This is a genomic window from Streptomyces shenzhenensis, from assembly GCF_003688995.1.
GTDB classification, from domain to species: Bacteria; Actinomycetota; Actinomycetes; order Streptomycetales; family Streptomycetaceae; genus Streptomyces; species Streptomyces shenzhenensis_A.
Genome location: NZ_PENI01000055.1, coordinates 24034 through 40539 on the forward strand (window position 1 = coordinate 24034; position 16506 = coordinate 40539).

General features: G+C 72.7%; 14 protein-coding genes. 8 read left to right on the forward strand and 6 right to left on the reverse strand.

Features of this window, described 5'->3' with window-relative positions; translation table 11 throughout:
* Nucleotides 1–61: 61 nt before the first annotated feature.
* A complete protein-coding gene (locus tag CTZ28_RS44365) occupies nucleotides 62–535 on the forward strand; it encodes a DUF6099 family protein (RefSeq protein WP_121895438.1) in 474 nt (157 codons plus the stop codon).
* A 215-nt stretch (nucleotides 536–750) separates the two neighbouring features.
* Here CTZ28_RS44365 and CTZ28_RS47580 read toward each other — a convergent pair whose 3' ends face one another.
* Nucleotides 751–924: a hypothetical protein gene (locus tag CTZ28_RS47580; RefSeq protein WP_183154886.1), complete on the reverse strand. Its 174-nt coding sequence runs from the start codon at nucleotides 922–924 to the stop codon at nucleotides 751–753.
* Nucleotides 925–1105: 181 nt separating this feature from the next.
* On the opposite strand from CTZ28_RS47580, the gene CTZ28_RS44370 reads away from it, so the two are divergent.
* The 3 genes from CTZ28_RS44370 to CTZ28_RS44380 all read left to right on the forward strand — a co-directional run bounded on the left by CTZ28_RS44370 (nucleotide 1106) and on the right by CTZ28_RS44380 (nucleotide 6221).
* Nucleotides 1106–2029 (forward strand): LLM class F420-dependent oxidoreductase, encoded by a 924-nt coding sequence (locus CTZ28_RS44370; protein ID WP_121895439.1) that lies wholly within the window; start codon nucleotides 1106–1108, stop codon nucleotides 2027–2029.
* A 191-nt stretch (nucleotides 2030–2220) separates the two neighbouring features.
* Entirely contained in the window at nucleotides 2221–3681 is a 1461-nt protein-coding gene (locus tag CTZ28_RS44375) for a 3' terminal RNA ribose 2'-O-methyltransferase Hen1 (protein WP_121895440.1), read from the forward strand.
* Nucleotides 3678–6221: a polynucleotide kinase-phosphatase gene (locus CTZ28_RS44380; RefSeq protein ID WP_121895441.1), complete on the forward strand. Its 2544-nt coding sequence runs from the start codon at nucleotides 3678–3680 to the stop codon at nucleotides 6219–6221. The genes CTZ28_RS44375 and CTZ28_RS44380 overlap by 4 nt, the downstream gene beginning before the upstream one ends.
* A gap of 92 nt (nucleotides 6222–6313) precedes the next feature.
* Here CTZ28_RS44380 and CTZ28_RS44385 read toward each other — a convergent pair whose 3' ends face one another.
* Nucleotides 6314–7213, reverse strand: coding sequence for an NAD(+)/NADH kinase (locus CTZ28_RS44385; protein WP_121895442.1), 900 nt, complete (start codon nucleotides 7211–7213; stop codon nucleotides 6314–6316).
* A complete protein-coding gene (locus CTZ28_RS44390) occupies nucleotides 7210–8256 on the reverse strand; it encodes an SPFH domain-containing protein (protein WP_121895443.1) in 1047 nt (348 codons plus the stop codon). The genes CTZ28_RS44385 and CTZ28_RS44390 overlap by 4 nt, the downstream gene beginning before the upstream one ends.
* Before the next feature lie 136 nt (nucleotides 8257–8392).
* Here CTZ28_RS44390 and CTZ28_RS44395 point away from each other — a divergent pair, with 136 nt between their 5' ends.
* Nucleotides 8393–9616 carry an arginine deiminase gene (locus tag CTZ28_RS44395; protein ID WP_121895444.1) on the forward strand — a complete coding sequence of 408 codons (1224 nt, stop codon included), beginning with the start codon at nucleotides 8393–8395 and terminating at the stop codon, nucleotides 9614–9616.
* A gap of 101 nt (nucleotides 9617–9717) precedes the next feature.
* Complete coding sequence (gene argF, locus CTZ28_RS44400) at nucleotides 9718–10725, forward strand: ornithine carbamoyltransferase (protein WP_121895445.1); 1008 nt, start codon at nucleotides 9718–9720, stop codon at nucleotides 10723–10725.
* A gap of 194 nt (nucleotides 10726–10919) precedes the next feature.
* On the opposite strand, the gene CTZ28_RS44405 is transcribed toward argF, so the two are convergent.
* Nucleotides 10920–11372, reverse strand: coding sequence for an ATP-binding protein (locus tag CTZ28_RS44405; protein WP_121895446.1), 453 nt, complete (start codon nucleotides 11370–11372; stop codon nucleotides 10920–10922).
* Nucleotides 11373–11674: 302 nt separating this feature from the next.
* Between CTZ28_RS44405 and CTZ28_RS44410 the strand changes: the two genes are divergently transcribed.
* Both CTZ28_RS44410 and CTZ28_RS44415 read left to right on the forward strand, forming a co-directional pair.
* On the forward strand, nucleotides 11675–12502 hold the full coding sequence (locus CTZ28_RS44410; protein WP_121895447.1) for an enoyl-CoA hydratase family protein: 828 nt from the start codon (nucleotides 11675–11677) through the stop codon (nucleotides 12500–12502).
* A 2-nt stretch (nucleotides 12503–12504) separates the two neighbouring features.
* Nucleotides 12505–14892, forward strand: coding sequence for a bifunctional salicylyl-CoA 5-hydroxylase/oxidoreductase (locus CTZ28_RS44415; RefSeq protein ID WP_183154887.1), 2388 nt, complete (start codon nucleotides 12505–12507; stop codon nucleotides 14890–14892).
* Here the strand turns inward: CTZ28_RS44415 and CTZ28_RS44420 are convergent.
* The gene (locus CTZ28_RS44420; protein WP_121895449.1) at nucleotides 14855–16072 is read right to left on the reverse strand and encodes a sulfate adenylyltransferase subunit 1; all 1218 of its coding nucleotides are present in this window, start codon (nucleotides 16070–16072) and stop codon (nucleotides 14855–14857) included. The genes CTZ28_RS44415 and CTZ28_RS44420 overlap by 38 nt on opposite strands.
* A 1-nt stretch (nucleotide 16073) precedes the next feature.
* Nucleotides 16074–16506 (reverse strand): sulfate adenylyltransferase subunit CysD (cysD, locus tag CTZ28_RS44425; protein WP_121895450.1); only part of this gene is annotated, 433 nt, incomplete at its 5' end.

Consider the following 16506-nt stretch of genomic DNA (forward strand, 5'->3'; position numbering starts at 1 on the left):
TAGTGGACAGCGGACTCAGGGTGAGGCGTGCGCGAGCGCGTCGGAGGGACGGGGGCAGCGCATGGACGCAGTGCGGCTCATCGTGACGAGCAGGTGCGCCCTGGCCGCGAGCGGCGACGCGCCTCAGATCCTGGCGGAGGTGTGGCAGGCGCAGGCCCTGGCCCAGGCCATCGGCAGCCGGCTGGCGGTCTCCGGACCACCCGAGCTGCGCGGCGAGGCGCTGGGCCTGACGGAACTGGCGGGCCGGGGCTGCGGCGTCCTGGACGCACCGGACCTCGACCCCGGGGACTTACGCGCGGCCCAGCTCACCGAACTGGACGACGCCCGCCACACGCTCCTGTGCCTCGGCGTACTGCTCGCGGAGGTCGGCATCGCCCTGGTCGGACTGGCCAGCGCCGCGGCCGACGAGACGACGTACTGGCAGTGCATGGAGGCGATCGACGCGGCGGACGAGTCCCGCGACCGCGTGCGGGAGATGCTGCGCAAGCTGGCCGCCAGAGAGGAGGCGGCGCTGCCGGAGACGGAAGTGGGCTGAGCGGGTCCGGTGAGATCCGCTGCGGGTTCGGCAGCCCCTGAAGGGGTGCGGGGCTGTATTGATATGCGGCTCCGCCGCGATGGGGGTCCCCCCTGTTCGAGCGAAGCCGAGAACTTGGGGGAGCGACCAGCCACGACGGTGCCGCAGCCGACCGACGGCACTCGCGGCAGTCCCAGCGGAGCGCTGAGCACCGGCCGGGGGCGATCCGTCCCGCGTCAGGCGAGGTCGGCCTCGTCGGCGGGCGCGCGGCGGAGCTCCCCGGCCGACTGCAGGTCCGCGCCCAGCGCCGACAGGTCCGCGCTCAGCGCCGCCATCAGCTCCTCCATCTGCTCCAGCAACCCCTTCGGCTGCCCGCCCCCCACCGGGAGCGGCACGGACTCTTCGGACACGACGGCCTCCTCGCGGACGCCGGACGGTCCGGCCCCCACCGGCCAACGATCACCCTGAGGACCGGTCACTGCTCCCCACGGCACCCGTGCGCACGGTTGACGTGATTTCACCCGACCGGGGACGGCGGTGACAGGTGGTGCCGGTGGGGTCGGGCAGGGCTACGGCGTGCAGGATGGATGTATGGACCTTCGAATCTTCACCGAGCCCCAGCAAGGGGCGACCTACGACACTTTGCTCGCCGTGGCGAAGGCCACCGAGGACCTCGGCTTCGACGCGTTCTTCCGCTCGGACCATTACCTCCGCATGGGCGCCGTGGACGGGCTGCCCGGCCCCACCGACGCCTGGATCACCCTCGCCGGACTCGCCCGCGAGACGAAACGCATCCGGCTCGGCACGCTGATGACCGCGGGCACCTTCCGGCTGCCCGGCGTCCTTGCCATCCAGGTCGCCCAGGTCGACCAGATGTCCGGCGGCCGGGTCGAACTGGGCCTGGGCGCGGGCTGGTTCGAGGAGGAGCACCAGGCGTACGGCATCCCGTTCCCGAAGGAGAAGTTCGGCCGCCTCGAGGAGCAGCTGGCCATCGTCACCGGACTGTGGGAGACCAAGGTCGGCGACACCTTCGACTTCCACGGCGCCTACTACGACCTGACCGGCTCGCCCGCGCTGCCCAAGCCCGCCCAGGCGAAGATCCCGGTGCTGATCGGCGGGCACGGGGCGACCCGTACGCCGCGGCTGGCCGCGCGCTACGCCGCCGAGTTCAACATCCCGTTCGCCTCCATCGAGGACAGCGAGCGGCAGTTCGGCCGGGTCCGTGCCGCCGCCGAGGCGGCCGGGCGCGCCGCGGACGACCTCACGTACTCCAACGCCCTCGTCGTCTGCGTCGGCCGGGACGACCAGGAGGTCGCCCGCCGGGCCGCCGTGATCGGCCGCGAGGTCGACGAGCTGAAGACCAACGGCCTGGCCGGCTCCCCGGCCGAGGTCGTCGACAAGATCGGCAGGTACGCGGAGATCGGCGCCGAGCGGATCTACCTCCAGGTCCTGGACCTCGCCGACCTGGACCACCTGGAACTGATCTCGTCCCAGATCCAGACCCAGCTGTCCTGACACCCGGCACCTTCCCCGGCCCGCCTCGCCCCTTTTCCCGCCCGTCCCGCGTACCGCCCGCACCGGTCCACCGCGCACATGCGGGGCGGGCGGGCCGAGCCTCGGAATGCGGGCCGGCGGGCCGGGCGCCGGCTGCCGGGGGCCGGGAAAACCGCTGGTCGTCCGGGGGCGGGGAAGGGGAGACTCGGGGAATGTTCCTGACCCTCGGCACCATCGGTACCCCGGAGCGTCCTGCCACCGACCTCGGATTCCTGCTGCACAAGCATCCCGACAACGCGCAGGCCTTCTCCACCTCATACGGAACCGCGCACGTCTTCTACCCGGAGGCGGACGCGCGGCGCTGCACGGCAGCGCTGCTGCTGGAGGTGGACGCGGTGGCGTTGGTGCGGCGGGGGAAGGCAAAGGGCCGCGGAGGCGCTCCGGACGCGGCGCTCGCGCAGTACGTCAACGACCGCCCGTACGCGGCCTCCTCACTGCTCGCCGTGGCCCTGGGCAACGTCTTCTCCACCGCCCTGCGGGGCGTGTGCCACGCCCGCCCGGAGCGGGCCGCCGAGCCGCTGCCGCTGCGTGTGGAGGTCCCGGCGCTGCCCGCACGCGGCGGCCCCGACCTCGTACGAAACCTCTTCGAGCCGCTCGGCTGGACGGTGACGGCCGAACCGGTCGCGCTGGACGCCGAGTTCCCGGAGTGGGGCGATTCGCGGTACGTCCGTCTCGTCCTGGAGTCGAGGACCCTGACCCTCGCCGAGGCGCTGCGCCACCTCTACGTCCTGCTCCCCGTCCTCGACGACGCCAAGCACTACTGGGTGGCGCCCGACGAGGTCGACAAGCTGCTGCGGGCGGGGGAGGGCTGGCTGCCCGGCCACCCTGAGCAGAAGCTCATCGTCAGCCGCTACCTCTCCCGCCGCTGGTCGCTGACCCGGCAGGCGATGGAGCGGCTCGAACTGGTGCGGCTCGCCGAGGCCGACGACAGCGAGGTCGAACAGATCGACAACGCGGTCGCGCAGGAGACCGAGACCGAGGAGAAGCCGGCCCCGCTCGCCGTGCTGCGTCGGGAGGCGATCCTCGACGCGCTGAGGCGCTCCGCCGCGACCCGCGTCCTCGATCTCGGCTGCGGACAGGGACAGTTGGTGCAGGCGCTGCTGAAGGACCCGTCCTTCACCGAGATAGTCGGCGTCGACGTGTCGATGCGGGCGCTCACCATCGCCTCCCGGCGGCTGGGACTGGACCGCATGGGCGAACGCCAGGCCGCCCGCGTCCAGTTGTTCCAGGGCTCGCTCGCCTACACCGACAAGCGGCTCAAGGGCTACGACGCCGCCGTGCTCAGCGAGGTCGTCGAGCACGTCGACCCGCCCCGGCTGTCCGCCCTGGAGTACGCGGTGTTCGGCTCCGCCCGCCCGCGCACCGTCCTCGTGACCACCCCGAACGTGGAGTACAACGTCCGCTGGGAGACCCTCCCGGCCGGCCGCCCGCGCCACGGCGACCACCGGTTCGAATGGACCCGGGAGGAGTTCCGCGCCTGGGCCGGTGCGGTGGCCGGACGGCACGGCTACGACGTGGAGTTCGGGCCCGTCGGCGCGGACGACCCCGAGGTCGGGCCGCCCACACAGATGGCCGTGTTCACGCTGGTCGCAAAGGAGGCGAAGGCAGCATGACCGAGACACAGCACCAGGGACGGGTCCTCCCCGTCACCGACCTCTCCCTCGTCGTGCTCGTCGGCGCGTCCGGCTCCGGCAAGTCGACGTTCGCCCGCCGGCACTTCAAGCCCACCGAGGTCATCTCCTCGGACTTCTGCCGCGGCCTGGTCAGTGACGACGAGAACGACCAGAGTGCCACCCGGGACGCCTTCGACGTCCTGCACTACATCGCAGGGAAGCGGCTGGCGGCCGGCCGCCGCACCGTCGTCGACGCCACCAGCGTGCAGCAGGACAGCAGACGGCAGCTGATCGAACTGGCCAGGGAGCACGACGTGCTGCCCATTGCCATCGTGCTCGACGTGCCCGAGGAGGTGTGCGCCGAGCGCAACGCGGCCCGCGCCGACCGGGCCGGCATGCCGCGCCGGGTCATCCACCGGCATGTCCGTGAACTCCGCCGCTCTGTACGGCACTTGGAGCGCGAGGGCTTCCGCAAGGTGCACATCCTGCGCGGGGTGGACGAGGTCGAGGCGGCGAGCGTCGTCACCGAGCGGCGCTTCAACGACCTCACACACCTCACCGGCCCGTTCGACATCATCGGCGACGTCCACGGCTGCTCCGCCGAACTCGACGCACTGCTGGGCAAGTTGGGCTACACGGACGGGGTGCACCCGGACGGCAGGACCGCCGTGTTCGTCGGCGACCTGGTCGACCGCGGCCCGGACAGCCCGGGCGTGCTGCGCCGGGTGATGGCGATGGCCGCAGCGGGCAGCGCGCTGTGCGTGCCCGGCAACCACGAGAACAAGTACGGCCGGTACCTCAAGGGCCGCAGGGTCCAGCTCACCCATGGGCTCGCCGAGACCGTCGAGCAGATGGACCAGGAGAGCGAGGAGTTCCGGCAGCGGGTACGGGAGTTCATCGACGGGCTCGTCAGCCACTACGTCCTGGACGGCGGGCGGCTCGTCGTCTGCCACGCGGGACTGCCGGAGAAGTACCACGGGCGGACGTCCGGGCGGGTCCGCTCGCACGCGCTGTACGGCGACACCACCGGTGAGACCGACGAGTTCGGGCTGCCGGTGCGCTACCCGTGGGCGGAGGACTACCGCGGCCGGGCGGCCGTGGTCTACGGACACACACCGGTACCCGAGGCGTCCTGGCTGAACAACACGGTCTGCCTGGACACCGGTGCCGTCTTCGGCGGCAAGCTGACCGCGCTGCGCTGGCCGGAGCGTGAACTGGTGGACGTACCGGCCGAGCGGGTCTGGTACGAACCGGTGAAGCCGCTGCGGGAGGAGGCGCCCGGCGGTCGGGACGGGCGTCCGCTCGACCTCGGTGACGTGCGGGGCCGGCGGGCCGTCGAGACCCGGTACGCGGGCCGGGTCGCGGTGCGCGAGGAGAACGCGGCGGCGGCGCTCGAGGTCATGAGCCGGTTCGCGGTGGATCCGCGGCTGCTGCCGTATCTGCCGCCGACCATGGCGCCGACGGCCACGAGCCGGGTCGAGGGCTATCTGGAGCACCCGGCCGAGGCGTTCGCGCAGTACGCCGCGGACGGTGTCGCGCGGGTCGTGTGCGAGGAGAAGCACATGGGTTCGCGGGCCGTGGCCCTGGTGTGCCGGGACGCGGACGCGGCGCGCGGGCGGTTCGGCACGGACCGGGTGACCGGGGCGCTGTACACCCGTACCGGACGGCCGTTCTTCGACGACGAGGCCGTGACCGAGGAGGTGCTCGGGCGGCTGCGGTCGGCGGTCGACGCGGCGGGGCTGTGGGCCGGTCTTGACACCGACTGGCTGCTGCTGGACGCGGAGCTGATGCCGTGGTCGCTGAAGGCGTCGGGGCTGCTGCGCAGCCAGTACGCGGCCGTGGGCGCCGCGTCCGGGGCGGTGTTCCCGGGGGTGCTGGCGGCGGTGACGGGCGCGGCTGCGCGCGGGGTCGATGTGGCCGGGCTCCTCGCCCGCCAGCGGGAACGGGCCGCCGACGCGGCCGCGTTCACGGACGCGTACCGGCGCTACTGCTGGTCCACGGAGGGACTGGACGGGGTACGGCTGGCGCCGTTCCAGCTGCTCGCCGTGCGCGGGCGCAGCCTGGCCGGCCTGCCGCACGACGAGCAGCTGGCCCTGCTCGACCGGCTCGTCGAGCACGACGGGAGCGGGCTGTTGCAGACCACGCGGCGGCTGTACGTGGACACCGGGGACCCGGAGTCGGTGCGGGCGGGCGTCGACTGGTGGCTGGAGCTGACCGGGCGGGGCGGCGAGGGCATGGTCGTCAAGCCGGTGGCCGCGCAGGCCCGCGACCCGCAGGGCCGGCTGGTCCAGCCCGGCATCAAGTGCCGGGGCCGCGAGTACCTGCGGATCGTCTACGGTCCCGAGTACACCCGTCCGGACAATCTCGCGCGGCTGCGGCAGCGGTTCCTGAACCACAAGCGGTCGCTGGCGATCCGCGAGTACGCGCTGGGTCTGGAGGCCCTGGACCGGCTGGCGGACGCCGAGCCGCTGTGGCGGGTGCACGAGGCGGTGTTCGCGGTGCTGGCCCTGGAATCGGAGCCGGTCGACCCGCGGCTGTGAGCCGCGGAGTTCGCTGCGGCGACCCGTGGGGGACCGTTCCGGCCGGGCCGGCTCAAAGGAGCCGGCGCCGGCCGGGTCCGGTCCCCGTGGCCTCACCCCAGCAGCCGCAGCCGCTCCGCGCAGACCCCCACCCGGACCGTCTGGCCCCATGTCAGCTCCAGCGTGTCCGCCTCCATCCCGTCCCCGAAGGCGACCAGCCGCTCCGACTCCACGGTGACCGTCAGGGTGGCCGGGGCGGTGAGTTCGCCCGTGACCAGCGAGGTTCCCGTGGCCGGTGACGGCCAGGCCTCGCGGACGAACCACAGCAGCCGGTCCTCGGTGGGGGAGGGCAGCGCGGGCCGGCCGGACCGCTGCCGCCACACCGACCGCAGCCAGCCGGTGGCCCCGGTGCCCGTGCCCACCAGCACCCCGGACGAGGCCTGGGCCTCGACGGCACCCCCGTCGCCGTCGAGGCCCAGGCGGTAGCGGGCCGTCTGGTGCCCGGCCGCACCCAGGTAGATCTCGTTGAGCGCGACCAGGCGCTGTGTGTCGTCGGCGACCGCCTCGACCATGGTGAGTTCGTCGACGCCGGTGCCCGGTGACCGGGCCGCGGGCAGCAGGGTCGCCGCGTCGGCCGGCCGGTGCCGCACCAGCACGCCGGGGTTGCGGCCGGGGTCGGTGTCGATGCCGACGACCGGCCGGCCCGCCAGGTACTTGGCGGCGTTCGCCACCAGCCCGTCCTGGCCGACCACCACGACCACGTCCTCGGGTGCGAACGGGAAGCGGTCCAGGTCGGCCCGTTCCACCCGGGTCCGGCGCCAGCTCAGCGGCACCGCCGAGGCGACCTCGGCCAGCGCCCGCCGGGTGCGGTGGTGGCGTTCGAGGACCTCGGCGATGTCCCGGCCGCGGGAGGCGAGGAAGAAGGCGGCCTGGCCGTGCGTGCCGTGCCGGGCCACCAGCTCCTCGTACTCCGTGGTCCGGTGGACGAGTACGGCCCGCGGCGCGAGACTCATGCCCGCTCACCCGCGGCCAGTCTGGTCAGCAGCCCGGTGAGCACGTCCGGCGACACCGTCACGCTGTCGATGCGGGGCAGGTTCTCCGCCAGCCGGGTCCCGGTGAGCGCGTTGAGTGTGGTCACGCCGTCCACCCCGGCGTCCGCGTGCACCCGCAGCCATGCGGCCCGGTCCTGCGCCCGCGCCTCGCCGACCGCACGGGCTCCCGCGGCCTCCGCCTCCGCGAGCCGCAGGGTCCGTTTCGCCTCGGCCTCGGCGAGCCGTACGGTCCGTGCCGCCTCCGCCTCCGCGCGGACCGCGTCCGCCGCCGCGTGCTCCTCCGCCTCCCGGCGGGCGTTGACACCGCGCTGCTCGACCAGCCGCTCCTCGCGGCGGGCGAGTTCGATCCGGCTGGCCAGCTCGTTCTCGGCGATGGCCCGCTCGCGTTCGACCGCCACCGCCCGCCGCTCGTACGTCGCCCGGTCGGCCTCCTGCTGGATCAGCTCCCGGGCGGGCGTGCGCAGCGCCCGTTCCACCTCCGGCTCCGGCCGCAGCGCCATCACCCGTACCGCCACCGTCTCGATGCCGGTGGCCGGCAGCCGGGGGTCCGCGGCCAGGCCCGCCGCGATCCGCTCGCGCACCGCGCTCACCCCGTCGACCAGCGCGGCCGACAGCGGGGTGCGGGCCAGTACGTCCAGCGCGTGCTGCTGGGCCGTCTCCGTGAGCAGCGTGCCCAGCTGCTCCAGGGGCGTGCCCCGCCATGCGCCGGTGTCCGGGTCGATGGAGAAGTCCAGCCGGGCGGCGGCGACGGCCGGGTCGCCGATCCGGTAGGTGACCGTCGCCTGCACGGCCACGTCCTGGAAGTCGGCGGTACGGGCGTGGAAGGTCATCGCCAGCTCGCGGTCGTCGACCGGCACCTCGGAGAGCGCGGCGGTCAGCGGCCTGAACCAGAAGCTCAGCCCCGTGCCGTCGTGCGCGAGCCGGCCGGAGCGGTGGTGCCTGATGTGCGCCGTCGGCCCGCCCCGCAGGTGACGCAGGCCCAGGCGCCGGGTGATGTCGGCCATGTGATCCCCCTCACCGATTCTCGTCATATGGACGATAATCGCGATACGGGCTTGTCGTCAAGAGGACGAAAATAAGAACGGGCGGAAAGGACCCGGAGCGAGGGTGAAGCCGGTGCGCGACGGCCAGGATGGAGGCATGGGATTCCACGTCGACTCCGAGGCCGGGCGGCTGCGCCGCGTCATCCTGCACCGGCCGGATCTGGAGCTCAAAAGGCTCACCCCCAGCAACAAGGACGCCCTTCTCTTCGACGACGTGCTGTGGGTGCGCCGGGCACGCGCCGAGCACGACGGGTTCGCCGACGTGCTGCGCGACCGTGGGGTCATCGTCCATCTCTTCGGTGACCTGCTCACCGAGACCCTGAAGATCCCGCAGGCCAGAAGCCTCGTCCTGGACCGGGTCTTCGACGAGAAGGAGTACGGCCCGCTCGCCACCGACCACCTCCGGGCCGTCTTCGAGACCTTGCCCGCGTACGACCTGGCCGAGGCCCTGGTCGGTGGCATGACCAAGCGGGAGTTCCTGGACGCGCACGAGGAACCGACCTCCGTCCGCTTCCATGTGATGGACCTCGATGACTTCCTCCTCGACCCGCTGCCCAACCACCTCTTCACCCGCGACACCTCCGCCTGGATCTACGACGGCGTCTCCATCAACGCCATGCGCTGGCCGGCCCGGCAGCGCGAGACCGTGCACTTCGAGGCGATCTACCGGCACCATCCGCTCTTCCGCGGCGAGGAGTTCCACACCTGGTCCGAGGGGCAGGCCGACTATCCGTCCACCATCGAGGGCGGCGACGTCCTGGTCATCGGCAACGGCGCCGTGCTCATCGGCATGAGCGAGCGCACCACCCCGCAGGCCGTGGAGATGCTCGCGCACAAGCTCTTCGCCGCCGGGTCGGCGCGGACGATCGTCGCGCTGGACATGCCCAAGCGGCGCGCGCTGATGCACCTCGACACCGTGATGACGATGGTCGACGGCGATGTCTTCACCCAGTACGCCGGCCTTGGCATGCTCCGCTCGTACACCATCGAGCCGGGCGCCGTCGACAAGGAGCTCAAGGTCACCGACCATCCGCCGGAGCACATGCACCGCGCGATCGCCGCCGCCCTCGGCCTGAGCGAGATCCGCGTGCTGACCGCCACCCAGGACGTGCACGCGGCCGAGCGTGAGCAGTGGGACGACGGCTGCAACGTCCTGGCCGTCGAGCCCGGGGTCGTCGTCGCGTACGAGCGGAACTCCACCACCAACACACATCTGCGCAAGCAGGGCATCGAGGTGATCGAGATCCCGGGCAGCGAACTGGGGCGCGGCCGGGGCGGGCCGCGCTGCATGAGCTGTCCGGTGGTGCGGGACGCCGTCTAGGGAGACCCGCACCCGGGCGTTCGTATATAAATGCTGAGTATCGTATAGACTTCCATCATCTTGTGCAGTGCCCCCGTTCTCGTCACCCTGGAGCGCCCCTCATGGCGACAGTCCCGACCGCCCTCGCCGGCCGCCACTTCCTCAAGGAGCTGGACTTCACCGAGGAGGAGTTCCGCGGCCTGATCGAGCTGGCCGCCGAGCTGAAGGCGGCCAAGCGGGCCGGGGCCGAGACACGGCACCTGACCGGCCGGAACATCGCTCTCGTCTTCGAGAAGACCTCGACCCGCACCCGCTGCGCGTTCGAGGTCGCGGCGGCCGACCAGGGCGCGCACACCACCTATCTGGACCCGGCCGGCTCACAGATCGGGCACAAGGAGTCCGTGAAGGACACCGCCCGGGTGCTCGGCCGGATGTACGACGCCATCGAGTACCGCGGCCACGGCCAGGGCGTCGTCGAGGAACTGGCCGCCCACGCCGGGGTCCCCGTCTACAACGGCCTCACCGACGAGTGGCACCCCACGCAGATGCTCGCCGACGTGCTCACCATGACCGAGCACAGCGACAAGCCGCTGACCGGGATCGCCTTCGCCTACCTCGGGGACGCCCGCTACAACATGGGCAACTCCTACCTGGTCACCGGCGCCCTGCTCGGCATGGACGTCCGCATCGTCGCCCCCCGGCTGCTGTGGCCGGACGAGACGATCATCGAGGTGGCCCGGCAGCTCGCCGGCGCCTCCGGCGCCCGGATCACGCTCACCGACGACGTGAAGGAGGGCGTGCGCGGCGCCGACTTCATCGCCACCGACGTATGGGTGTCGATGGGTGAGCCCAAGGAGGTCTGGGACGAGCGCATAGCGCTGCTCGGCCCGTACGCGGTGACCATGGACGTGCTGCGCGCCACCGGCAACCCGGACGTCAAGTTCCTGCACTGCCTGCCGGCCTTCCACGACCTCGGCACCGACGTCGGCCGCGAGATCCACGAGCGGCACGGGCTGACCGAGCTGGAGGTCACCGACGAGGTCTTCGAGTCCGAGCACTCCGTCGTCTTCGACGAGGCGGAGAACCGAATGCACACGATCAAGGCAGTCCTGGTGGCCACCCTGGCCTGACGTGCGCGGGGTGCGCGAGCGCCCGGGTCACCGCCGCCAGGGCCGCTGTCTGGCTCGCCCGTCCCCTGACGGGCTCGTCGTGTGCGGCTTCGCCTCGCTGGACGCCGTGCTGACGCTGTGCGCCATCGGCGCGCTCCACGAGACGGACCGGCCGTACGGCCGCCCGCGCTCCGTCGGGTCGGCCGCGCCGGAAGTCATGTCCGGCGCCGCTGGCGCGGTACCGCGGGCAGTCTGAACCACACCGCCTTGCCCGACTCGGTGGGGCGGTGACCGCAGGACGAGCTGAGGGTCCGGATCAGCAGCAGCCCGCGCCCGCCCTCCTGCCACACATCGGGCTCCTCGACGGTCGGATGGGTCAGGCTGCCGGGCGGCGCCGGGTCCGGATCGTGCACCTCGACCTGGCAGCCGGACGGCCGCACCTCCACCACCAGCTCGATCGGGCCCCGCCCGGCGGTGTGCTCCACCGCGTTGGCGACCAGCTCCGCCGTCAGCAGCTCCGCGGTGTCGCGGTCGGCCATGTGCTCCAGCTCCGCGAGGGCGCTGCGGACCAGGGCACGGGCGACCGGCACCGCCGCGGTGGTGTGCGGCAGCGCTATGCGCCAGGAGGCTGAGGCGGAGGGGCGTTCGTGCACGGTGGGTCCGTTCATGGAGCAGGCTGTCCTGCCCGCAACCTTAGAAAGGGTACGGGGCCCGACCACAGAGGCCCTGGACGGGTACCGCTCGGGACTTTCGGCCCGACATCAGGCGGCTTACCCGGGCCGACGGCCCGCGTCGCACCTCCGCTCACGTTGTTACCGCCCCATTGACGAGCCGTGACCGACGTGGCCGGATCCGGCGGGTCCCCACGGCCCGGTCTGTCGCGCTCTTATGACGGTAGTCAGAATTCGGTGATAGCTTCATGGGGTAGCGCTACGTGAGGAACCGTCCGCGCCCGAGGAGGCCGCACCTCATGAGCCCCTTCACCGGCTCCGCCGCCCGCACCACGACCTGGGAACACCTCGGAGTCGACCGCACCGACGGCATCGCCACCGTCACCCTCGCCCGCCCCGAGAAGCTGAACGCGCTCACCTTCGGCGCCTACGCCGACCTGCGCGACCTGCTCGCCGAACTGTCCCGCGAGCGGTCCGTGCGCGCCCTGGTGCTGGCCGGCGAGGGCCGCGGCTTCTGCTCGGGCGGCGACGTCGACGAGATCATCGGTGCCACCCTCGCCCTGGACACCGCTCAGCTACTCGACTTCAACCGGATGACCGGCCAGGTCGTACGGGCCGTACGGGAGTGCCCGTTCCCGGTGATCGCGGCGGTGCACGGCGTGGCGGCCGGGGCCGGAGCCGTGCTGGCGCTCGCGGCCGACTTCCGCGTGGCCGACCCGAGCGCCCGCTTCGCCTTCCTGTTCACCCGCGTCGGACTGTCCGGCGGCGACATGGGTGCCGCCTATCTGCTGCCCCGGGTCGTCGGCCTCGGCCATGCCACCCGGCTGCTCATGCTGGGCGAGCCGGTGCGGGCCCCCGAGGCCGAGCGGATCGGCCTGATCAGCGAGCTGACCGAGGAGGGCCGCGCCGACGCGGCGGCAGGGGCCCTCGCCCGCCGGCTGGCCGCCGGCCCGGCCCTGGCCCACGCACAGACCAAGGCGCTGCTCACCGCCGAACTCGACATGCCGCTGGCGGCGTCGGTGGAACTGGACGCGGCGACCCAGGCGCTGCTGATGAACAGCGAGGACTACGCGGAGTTCCACGCGGCCTTCACCGAGAAGCGCCCGCCGAAATGGCGGGGGAGGTGAGCATGCGGGACGGTCACCGTCCGGCCGACGCGCGCATGCCGGCCGAAGGGGCGCGGCCGGCCACCGGCAACCCGCAGCCGCCCGGGTCGACCGGCCGGCCCCGGCGCATCGCGGTCATCGGCGGCGGCCCCGGCGGCCTGTACGCCGCGGCCCTCCTCAAGCGGCTCGACCCGGGACGGCACATCACCGTCTGGGAACGCAACGCCCCCGACGACACCTTCGGCTTCGGCGTCGTCCTCTCCGACGAGACGCTCGGCGGCATCGAACACGCCGATCCGGTGGTCCACGCGGCCCTGCAACGGGAGTTCGTCCGCTGGGACGACATCGACATCGTCCACCGGCACACCCGCCACACCTCCGGAGGCCATGGCTTCGCCGCCCTCGGCAGGCGGCGGCTCCTGGAGATCCTGCACGAACGGTGCCGCTCCCTCGGCGTCGATCTGCGCTTCCGCAGCGAGGCACCGTACCCGGCCTGGCTCGCGGAGGCGTACGACCTGGTCATCGCCGCCGACGGTGTGCACAGCACCACCCGTGAGACCTACGCCCATATGTTCCGGCCCCATGTGGCCGACCACCGGTGCCGCTATATCTGGCTCGCCGCCGACTTCGCCTTCGACGCCTTCCGCTTCGAGATCGCCGAGACCGAGCACGGGGTCATGCAGTTGCACGGCTACCCCTTCGCGGCCGACGCGTCCACGGTGATCGTCGAGATGCGCGAGGAGGTGTGGCGGGCCGCCGGCTTCGACGGACTCGGCGAACAGGAATCCGTCGAGCGCTGCGCCAAGATCTTCGCGGCCGCGCTCGGCGGACGGCCGCTGCGCTCCCACAGGTCCGCTTGGACCACCTTCCGTACGGTCGTCAACGAACACTGGTCGCACGGCAACGTCGTCCTGCTCGGCGACGCCGCCCACACCGCCCACTTCTCCATCGGCTCCGGCACCAAGCTCGCCGTCGAGGACGCCCTGGCCCTGGCCGCCTGCCTGACCGAGCACCCCACGACGGCCGGGGCGCTCGCCGCCTACGAGGCCGAGCGCCGACCCGTCGTCGCCTCCACCCAGCGCGCCGCCCGCGCCAGCCTGGAGTGGTTCGAGGACCTCGGCCGGTACCTCGACCAGCCGCCCCGCCAGTTCGCCTTCAACCTGCTCACCCGCAGCCGCCGCGTCACCCACGACAACCTGCGGCTGCGTGACGCCCGCTTCACCGAGGCCGTGGAACGCGAGTTCGGCTGCCCGCCGGGCACGCCGCCGATGTTCACCCGGTTCCGGCTGCGCGGGCTGACCCTGCGCAACCGGGTCGTCGTCTCACCCATGGACATGTACTCGGCCACCGACGGCGTCCCCGGCGACTTCCACCTCGTCCACCTGGGCGCCCGCGCCCTCGGCGGGGCCGGCCTGCTGATGACCGAGATGGTGTGCGTGAGCGCCGAAGGGCGGATCACTCCCGGCTGCACCGGCCTCTACACCGGCAGGCAGGCCGAGGGCTGGCGGCGGATCACCGACTTCGTGCACGCGCAGGCGCCGGGCACCGCGATCGGCGTGCAGCTCGGCCACAGCGGGCGCAAGGGCTCCACCAGGCTGATGTGGGAGGGCATGGACGAGCCGCTGCCCGAGGGCAACTGGCCGCTCGTGGCCGCCTCCCCGCTGCCGTACAAGCCGGGCAGCCAGACCCCGGGCCGGCTCTCCCGCGCCCGGCTGACCGACATCCGGGAGCAGTTCACGGCCGCCGCCTGGCGGGCCGCCCGGGCCGGCTTCGACCTGCTCGAACTGCACTGCGCGCACGGCTATCTGCTCTCCGGCTTCCTCTCGCCGCTCACCAACCGGCGCACCGACGGCTACGGCGGCCCGCTCGCGAACCGGCTGCGCTTCCCGCTGGAGGTCTTCGACGCGGTGCGCGGGGTGTGGCCCGAGGAGCGGCCCATGACCGTGCGCATCTCCGCCACCGACTGGGCCGACGGCGGGACCACGGCCGAGGACGCCGTGAAGATCGCCCGCGCCTTCGCCGCGCACGGCGCCGACGCGATCGACGTGTCGACCGGGCAGGTGGTGGCCGAAGAGCGGCCCGAGTTCGGACGGTCGTACCAGACGCCGTTCGCCGACCGCATCCGGCACGAGACCGGCGTCCCGGTGATCGCGGTCGGCGCGATCAGCTCCTGGGACGACGTCAACTCCCTGATCCTGGCCGGGCGCACCGACCTGTGCGCGCTGGCCCGGCCGCATCTGTACGACCCGAACTGGACGCTGCACGCGGCGGCCGAGCAGGGCTACGAAGGTCCGGGCGCCGGCTGGCCCGCCCCCTACCGCGCGGGCAGCCGCCGTCCGCGGACCGGGCGCACGGACGCCCCCAAGCCACGGCTCACGCTGGAGAGCCGACCCGCGCCATGCCCGCGGTGAGCGTGGCGCCGTCCGCCGGGTCGATCAGGATGAACGCGCCGGTGCGGCGGGAGACGGCGTAGTCGTCGAGGGCGAGCGGCTCCGCCGTGCGCAGGGTGATCCGGCCCAGGTCGTTCGCGGACAGCTCGGTCGCGTCCCCGAGGGACTCGACGACCGCCCGCACGGTCCGGGTGGTGTGCTTGAGCAGCACCCGGTCACCGGTGCGCAGCGGGCGGTCGGCGAGATGGCAGACGGCCGCCGTGACGTTCCGGGTGAGCGCGGGCGCGTCGACGCCCGCGGAGATCAGATCGCCGCGGGAGACGTCCCGCTGGTCGGCCAGGCACAGGCCGATCGACTGCGGCGCGTGGGCCGCGGCTACCTCCTCGCCCAGCACGTCGATCGCGGTGATCTCGGAGGTGGCGCCCGAGGGGTGGACGGTCACCCGGTCGCCCACGCGCAGCGCGCCGGACACCAACTGCCCGGCGTAACGGCGGACGTCGCCGTGCCGGATGACGTACTGGACCGGGAAGCGGGCCGGGGCGTCGGCCGGGTCCGCGGTGACCGGGACCGTCTCCAGGAACTCCAGCAGGGCCGGGCCGGTGTACCAGTCCATGGCGGCGGAGCGCTCCACCACGTTGTCGCCGACCAGCGCCGACACCGGGATCGGGGTGAACGACGGCAGACCCAGCTCGGCCGCGTGGCCCGCGAAGTCCGCGACGATGCGGTCGAACTCCGGCTCCTGGTAGTCGACGAGGTCCATCTTGTTGACGGCGAGGACGACGTGGGGGACGCGGAGGAGGGTGGCGATGGCGGCGTGGCGGCGGGTCTGTTCGACGATGCCGTTGCGGGCGTCGACGAGGATGATGGTGAGTTCGGCGGTGGAGGCGCCGGTGACCATGTTGCGGGTGTACTGCACGTGGCCGGGGGTGTCGGCGAGGATGAAGCGGCGGTGGGGGGTGGCGAAGTAGCGGTAGGCGACGTCGATGGTGATGCCTTGTTCGCGTTCGGCGCGGAGTCCGTCGGTGAGCAGGGCGAGGTCGGGGGTGTGTTGTCCGCGGTCGGCGGAGGCGCGTTCGACGGCTTCGAGTTGGTCGGTGAGGACCGATTTGGAGTCGTGCAGCAGGCGGCCGACGAGCGTCGACTTGCCGTCGTCGACCGAGCCTGCCGTCGCGAAGCGCAGGGTGTCGGTGGTCGTGGTCATGCTAGAAGTACCCCTCGCGCTTGCGGTCTTCCATCGCGGCCTCGGAGAGTTTGTCGTCGGCGCGGGTGGCGCCGCGTTCGGTGAGGCGGGAGGCGGCGATCTCGGTGATCACTTTGTCGATGGTGTCGGCGTCGGAGTCGACGGCTCCGGTGCAGGACATGTCGCCGACGGTGCGGTAGCGGACCTGTCGTTTCTCCACGTGCTCGCCGTCCTTCGGGCCGCCCCACTCGCCCGCCGTCAGCCACATGCCGTCCCGCCGGAACACCTCACGGTGATGGGCGTAGTAGATGGCCGGCAGCTCGATCCGCTCGCGGGCGATGTACTGCCAGACGTCGAGTTCGGTCCAGTTGGAGAGGGGGAAGACGCGGACGTGTTCGCCGGGTGCGTGGCGGCCGTTGTAGAGGTTCCAGAGTTCGGGGCGTTGGCGGCGGGGG